1 protein-coding gene is annotated in these 505 nt (G+C 75.4%); it reads right to left on the reverse strand.

The features are described 5' to 3' along the window. Window positions 1–83: 83 nt before the first annotated feature. Window positions 84–505: chorismate-binding protein (locus tag G9H72_RS20735; RefSeq protein WP_196791470.1), on the reverse strand; the 422-nt coding region annotated here is incomplete at its 5' end.

Consider the following 505-nt stretch of genomic DNA (forward strand, 5'->3'; position numbering starts at 1 on the left):
GGCGGCGAGGGCCGCCGCGCCCAGGGCGAGAGCGACGACGACGCCGCGGCGCCGGTCGAGCGTGCGGGACGGTGCGCCCTCGCTCATGCGCCGGCCGAGCTCCGCAGCCGAGCCGCGACCTGGACCGCCCGGACCGCGGCCGCGGCCTTGTTGCGCGACTCCGCGTACTCCAGCGCCTCCACCGAGTCCGCCACGATGCCGCCGCCGGCCTGGACGCTCGCCCGGCCGTCCCGGATCAGGGCGGTGCGGATCGCGATCGCCATGTCCATGTTCCCCGCGAAGTCGAAGTAGCCGACCGTGCCGCCGTAGATGCCCCGGCGGGCGGGCTCGAGCTCGTCGATGAGCGCGATCGCCCGCGGCTTCGGCGCCCCGGAGAGGGTGCCGGCCGGGAAGGTCGCGGCGAGCGTCTGGAGGGCCGTCGCACCGGGCCGGAGCCGGCCGACGACGGTGGAGCAGATGTGCATGATGTGGCTGAACCGCTTGATCGCCATGAGCTCGACGACCT

Source organism: Motilibacter aurantiacus (assembly GCF_011250645.1).
GTDB classification, from domain to species: domain Bacteria; phylum Actinomycetota; class Actinomycetes; order Motilibacterales; family Motilibacteraceae; genus Motilibacter_A; species Motilibacter_A aurantiacus.